Below are 5736 nucleotides of genomic sequence, written 5' to 3'. Positions count from 1 at the left end.
GGCACTCCTGACACGACGGTGAACCCGGTGGTCAGTCCAGACCTGCCCACGCCTGGGCGAGGAGTTCGTAGGAACGCACCCGGGCAGCGTGGTCGTGGGTAACGGTGGTGATGAGCAGCTCGTCGGCGACGACGACGTCCGCGGAGACCATGACGTACGGTGCGCGCAGCGTCTCCGACGGCCGGAAAGCGGCCCGGTACGCCACGACCGTGTCGAGTACGGCGGACGGCATCGAGTGGTAGTTGGCGGTCAGCGGTAGCCCCAGCGCGCCGGCGGTCCGCGCACTCTCCCCGGCACTCGCGGCAAGAATCCACAGTTCCAGGTCTGCGCCTTCGGCGGCGGGCGCCCGCAGGTGCACGCCGTTGTGGGTACGGTAATCGCCGCGGATGAACGCCTGAATGGCCCGCACCTGCAGTGCGTAGTCGTCGCCCGCGCCATCCCGGTACCCGACCAGTTCCAGTTGCTGGCGGAGCAGGTAAGGATCGAACCGGAACCTCGGTGGCGCCGGGATCAGCAGACCGTCGACCACGCAGGGCCGGGATGGCTGACGCTCACCCGAGTGCGCCAGCCCGACGGTTGATCCAGAGACGGCGTCCGTGGCCTTGTCGATGAATGTGCTGATGCGGGAACGGCCCAGCCCGAGATCGATGCGCCCGGGATGAATATGCCCGATGGTCCCGAACTGCTCGGCGATGACGAGCGGCGTCTGGTAGGCGGTCTGTACCGCGCCCGATCCGACCCGGATCCGCCGGGTGGCATCGGCGACCAGGGCGATCAGGACGGCGGGTGCGGCGCAGGCGACGCTCGGAGTCAGATGGTGCTCGGCGAGCCAGTACCGGGCATAGCCGGAGCGCTCCACCTGCCGCGCAAGATCAATCATATTGCGCAACGCCGCGGCGACGGTCGAGCCCGACGTGAGCGGCACGAGGTCGAACACCGACAGCGGGACGGCGCCAGCCAGGGGCGGTGCGCAATGTTGATCGAACGCTATTCCGGAAAAGTGTCCGCCGTCCGCCGGCAATACGGGACGGCCTGTTCGACGCGCCGGCGTCCAGACGAGGAGTGCTCATGGAGACAAACCCGGTGGTGACCCGTCCAATACCCTCGTGCCGCCGGCCACGGGTCGACCGGGTCCGGTTAGTGGCCCTCGCAGATGGTGTGGCGCCCGGCGAACCGGACGCCACACCATCCGTTTACGTCAACGCAGGACCAGAACCGCTCTAGTCGCCGATCTTGATAAGCGTGACAGAGACGACGCTGAAGACGTACCGACCGCCACGGGAATCACCAGGGGCGGTCAGCCGGGGACCCGCACTGTCCAGGGGGACACCATCCTCGCTGACGGCCAGCAGCGCCTGCTTACCACCGAAGTTCGGATCGATCTCCGGCCATGACAACACCGATTCATAGCCATCGCTTGCCTTGATCAGAATTGCGTACCGCAGAGAATCGTTCTTGATGCCCGGGTTGAAGGACGGTGCTGCGGACTTCAGCACGTCCAGCAGCAGCGGACCGACGTAGGTGTGGTGCTCAGGTCCTTTGCCGCTGAGGAAGTCGACGTCCTGGGTGTGTTGGGGGAAGGCCCGCAGATCGCCGAAGCTCAGGCGCAGCCGATGGCCGACCCGACCGTTGACAACCACGTGCTTGTGCACCGCTGGCACGGCCGACGCCGCCGGTGACGCCGCCGACGCCGCCGACGCCGCCGGTGTGGTGGCTTGTGCCACTGAACCGGGAAGCAGACACAAGGACAGCGCGAGAAGAAACAGGAAGATCGGTAGAAGTACTCGCTTGGCGGATCGGGTCAACATGGTTCCGGGCACCGCGGATCCCCTCTGTGATGGACGATCTAGAGATCATGATGAATAGCGGGTTTCGGCCGGCGAGGGTTAGGCGTACCGGCCGGGTGGGGGCTCCGCTCACCAACACAGACCGGGCCATGGCCACCAGCCGTCCCTGGCTGCGACCCCACAACTCTATTGATCTACGAAAGCCCCCTCGAGGGAGATTAGCACCGTCTCCGCAGATACGGAACATCTGGCCTTAAGGATCTGCGAATGAGTAAATATCAAAAGATCTATACCGCAGACAAGGATTTACGCTAAGTATTTTTCTGCACGCGATGTGCTACCAGCAAGGGCTGGGTGACCATCGAAAGTGGAACGACTGCAGTCCCGCACCCCGACCGTGCCGGTCGTCCTCCGACGATCCACCACCGTTACTTGCCGGGCATTACGGGCAATGAGGTTGACGACGTGTACGGCTGGTGTAGGAGAGTAGGAGCTGTTCACCTCTGAGCAGCGCCCCGACCTGATGAGGTAGATCAATGAGCTTGAGCATTCGCAACCGGCTCACGGGCACCGTCACTGAGATCACCAGCGGGGCGGCGATGGGCACCGTGGCGATCGACGTCACTGGTGGACAGCGCATGACAGCCGCGGTGACCATGGATGCGATCAAGGATCTCAGTATCTCGGTGGGCTCTGCCGTCGATATTCTGATCAAGTCAACCGAGGTCTCTCTGGCCACAGGCGCTGTTTCCGGCATCAGTATCCGCAATCAGCTACCCGGTACGGTTTCCAGCCTCGAGACCGGTGGCGCAATGGTGGTCGCGCATATCGTCCTCGACGGTGGCGGTGAGATCACAGCGGCGATCACCCGGGCCGCCGCGACCGACCTCGGTCTCGCATCGGGTTCCACCGTGATCGCTCTGATCAAGTCGACGGAGGTCGCGCTTTCTGCCGCCTGACGCCGTGGCTGTCCGTGCCGGCAATGGCCTCGGTGCCGCGCTGTCGTCGTCCGTCCATGCCATCTCGGTAGCCATTCACGTGGACGGCGACCGCGGACGAGATTCTCGCCACGGTCCAGCTTATCCAGGCCAACATCAAGAAACTTGTCGACAACAATGGAAAGTAAAGTCAGTGGAATCACGAGACACTAGGACTTCGGCGCACTCGGTACCGGGATGGCAACCACCGTGAGTCCCTCAATTCCAGCGAAATCGGCGGGATTGCACGTGTACACAGGTAGTTCATGAGATAGCGCCGTGGCTGCGATCATGACGTCATACGCACGGGCCGAAGGTTTGCGGCCAGCCAGCCGCAACGAGGCCGCCACACGTCCGAACACTCGGGCCGCTGCCGCGTCGAAGGGCAGCGGGTCGAAGTCGGCCTCTGCCTGCTGAACATGGGCCTGGCGGGCGGCGCGCTCCCCGTCTGTCGTCGCGACCAGCGGTCCGACCGAAAGCTCGGCCAGCGTGACCGCGGTGATGAGCGGCTCCGCAGGAAGGCTGGCTGGGTCCTCGATCCGAGACAACATGATCACAGTACTGGTGTCGAGGACACCACGCTCATGGTTGCACGACGGACCTGTCACAGCGCCGGGTCCAGCACACTGTCGATATCCGCCCTGAGCCGCACAGGATCGACGGCCGGCATGCGACGCCACCGCTCCAGGAGCAGGGATGCCGGTAGGGGACGGCGCGGCAACGGTCGTAGCTCCGCAACCGCACGACCATCCCGCGTCACCGTCAACGACTCCCCGCCCATGACACGGTCAAGAATCTCGCCGCCGTGGTTACGCAGATCACGAACCGCCACCTCAGTCATGGATATTAGTGTATCACGCGTGATACACGCCCCTGTTGCCGGACGCTCTAACGGTGACATGGCGGCAACGATGCTTCGAGATGCACGTCGCCGGGCGGAGTCGACTCAGGTCGAGCTGGCGTGGCTCACTGGTGCTCGTCGAGAAAACGGACGATATGGCCGAACACATCCAGAGCGGCGCTATGACCGTTTGAACCCGCCCTGGTGCGGTCAATCGACAGCTGCGATGTTCTCGCGGCCGGCACCGAGGTGGCGGGAGATCCCGCGCGCCGCGGCCAGCACAGCCGGCACGTAGCGTCGAGCGTGTCCGGCCTTGGCCGCGACGACGATCGACAGCGCCGCGACGACGGTGCGGGTCGAGTCGTAGACCGGTGCCGCGACCGAGACGGAGACCGTCTCGATCTGGCGGTCGCTGATCGCGTAGCCGGTCCGGCGGACTTCTGCCATAGTGCGGCGCAGCCGGGTCGGGTCGGTGAGGGTGTGCTCGGTGTAGCGCTTGAGCGGGCCGGCGAGCACCGCGTCGATCTCGTCGCTGGCCGCGTGGGCGAGGAGCACAAGTCCGACGCCCGTCGCGTGCGCGGGCAACCGGCTGCCCGGTCGGCTCACGATGTGTACCGCCTGCCGGCCGGAGATCCTTTCCACGTAGACGACATCCGGCCCGTCCAGTACGGCGATCTGGACGTTTTCGTGGGTGACCTCGTAGAGATCCTCGAGGAACGGCAGCGCGGCCTCGCGCAGCCCGATGCTGCGCGGCGCCAGCGCGCCGACCTCCCACAGCCGTAGCCCGATGCGGTACCGGCCGCTGTGATCACGTTCCAGTGCGCCCCAGCGCGCCAGCTCGCCCACCTGACGATGCGTGGTGGTCAGCGGCAACCCGGCCAGCCGGCTGATCTCGGACAGCGCCAGCGTCGGGCGGTCGGCGCAGAAGCAGTCGAGGATCGCCAGGACCCGTTGGGTACCGGACGCGCGCCGCCTGCCGTTCATCGCGTGTCACTTTCGAAGAGGTCTTCCGGGTGGCGGAAGTCTAGGCCCGCACCGGCCGAGTCTGGGGCACGCTGATCCGACATCCGACATCCGACATCCGACATCGGTCACCGGCGAAGGGGCTGCCCGCATGCGCACACAGGTCGGCATCGTCGGCGCGGGGCCGGCCGGGCTCCTTCTCGCTCATCTGCTGCATCTGCAGGGGGTGGAGTCTGTCGTGCTCGAGCGCCGGGACCGTGCCTACGTCGAACGCCGCGTCCGCGCCGGGGTCCTCGAGCACGGGACGGTCCAGACGCTGCGCGAGGCCGGCGTGGGTAAACGGATGGACGCGCAGGGCCTGGTGCACACGGGCACCGAGCTGCGCTTCGGGCTGCGCAGCCACCGCATCGACTTCACCGCGCTCACCGGTCGCGGCATCATGGTCTACGGGCAGCAGGAGGTCGTGAAAGACCTGATCGCGGCGCGTCTCGACGCCGGTGGCGACGTGCGATTCGAGATCGAGGACGTCGCGCTGGCCGGTCTCGACCCCCAGGAGGCGCGCATCGAGTTCGTCCAGGACGGCGCGCGCCACGTGTTGGACTGCGACTTCGTCATCGGCACAGACGGGTTCCACGGCGTGAGCCGCAGCTACCTGCCCGACCTCGTGAGCTACGAACGCAGCTACCCGTTCGCGTGGCTCGGCGTCCTCGCCGACGCGCCGCCGTCCTCGCACGAGCTGATCTATGCCCGGCACGCCAACGGCTTCGCGCTACACAGCATGCGCTCACCGAGCGTCACTAGAATGTACCTCCAGGTCTCGCCCGACGAGGATCTCAGCGAATGGCCCGATGATCGGATCTGGGCGGAGCTGCATGCCCGACTAGCCGACGACACAGGCTTCGCGTTGACCGAAGGCCCTTTGCTGGACAAAGGGATTACATCGATGCGCAGTGTCGTGGTGACGCCGATGCAGCACGGCCGGCTGTTCCTCGCCGGGGACGCGGCGCACATCGTCCCGCCCACCGGCGCGAAGGGGATGAACCTCGCCGTGGCCGACGTCCGCCTGTTGTCCCGGGCGCTCGGTGGCTACTACGCCGCAGGCCGGGACGACCTGCTCGCCGCCTACACCCAAACCGCGTTGCGCCGAGTCTGGCGCGCAACCCACTTC

At 66.0% G+C, this 5736-nt stretch carries 7 protein-coding genes; 2 read left to right on the top strand and 5 right to left on the bottom strand.

The genetic code is table 11. The features are described from left to right. Positions 1–31 precede the first annotated feature (31 nt). Positions 32–925 (bottom strand): LLM class flavin-dependent oxidoreductase, encoded by an 894-nt coding sequence (locus U9977_RS12110; RefSeq protein WP_322749333.1) that lies wholly within the window; start codon positions 923–925, stop codon positions 32–34. 295 nt (positions 926–1220) lie between these two features. Beyond that, positions 1221–1808 (bottom strand): hypothetical protein, encoded by a 588-nt coding sequence (locus U9977_RS12105; protein WP_322749332.1) that lies wholly within the window; start codon positions 1806–1808, stop codon positions 1221–1223. Positions 1809–2323: 515 nt separating this feature from the next. Between U9977_RS12105 and U9977_RS12100 the strand changes: the two genes are divergently transcribed. Next, positions 2324–2746, top strand: a complete 423-nt coding sequence (locus U9977_RS12100; protein WP_322749331.1) for a TOBE domain-containing protein — start codon at positions 2324–2326, stop codon at positions 2744–2746. 188 nt (positions 2747–2934) lie between these two features. Here U9977_RS12100 and U9977_RS12095 read toward each other — a convergent pair whose 3' ends face one another. The 3 genes from U9977_RS12095 to U9977_RS12085 form a co-directional block, all read right to left on the bottom strand. Next, positions 2935–3315, bottom strand: coding sequence for a type II toxin-antitoxin system VapC family toxin (locus tag U9977_RS12095; RefSeq protein ID WP_416210580.1), 381 nt, complete (start codon positions 3313–3315; stop codon positions 2935–2937). Between the two features lie 53 nt (positions 3316–3368). Further along, positions 3369–3605 (bottom strand): type II toxin-antitoxin system prevent-host-death family antitoxin, encoded by a 237-nt coding sequence (locus tag U9977_RS12090; protein WP_322749329.1) that lies wholly within the window; start codon positions 3603–3605, stop codon positions 3369–3371. Between the two features lie 210 nt (positions 3606–3815). Continuing rightward, positions 3816–4589 carry an IclR family transcriptional regulator gene (locus U9977_RS12085; RefSeq protein WP_322749328.1) on the bottom strand — a complete coding sequence of 258 codons (774 nt, stop codon included), beginning with the start codon at positions 4587–4589 and terminating at the stop codon, positions 3816–3818. A 130-nt stretch (positions 4590–4719) separates the two neighbouring features. On the opposite strand from U9977_RS12085, the gene U9977_RS12080 reads away from it, so the two are divergent. After that, positions 4720–5736 (top strand): 4-hydroxybenzoate 3-monooxygenase (locus U9977_RS12080; RefSeq protein ID WP_322749327.1); only part of this gene is annotated, 1017 nt, incomplete at its 3' end.

This window comes from Protofrankia sp. Cas8, assembly GCF_963555845.1.
GTDB lineage: Bacteria > Actinomycetota > Actinomycetes > Frankiales > Frankiaceae > Protofrankia.
The sequence above is the reverse complement of the archived record's forward strand: the minus strand, read 5'-3'. Positions and strand labels throughout refer to the sequence as shown.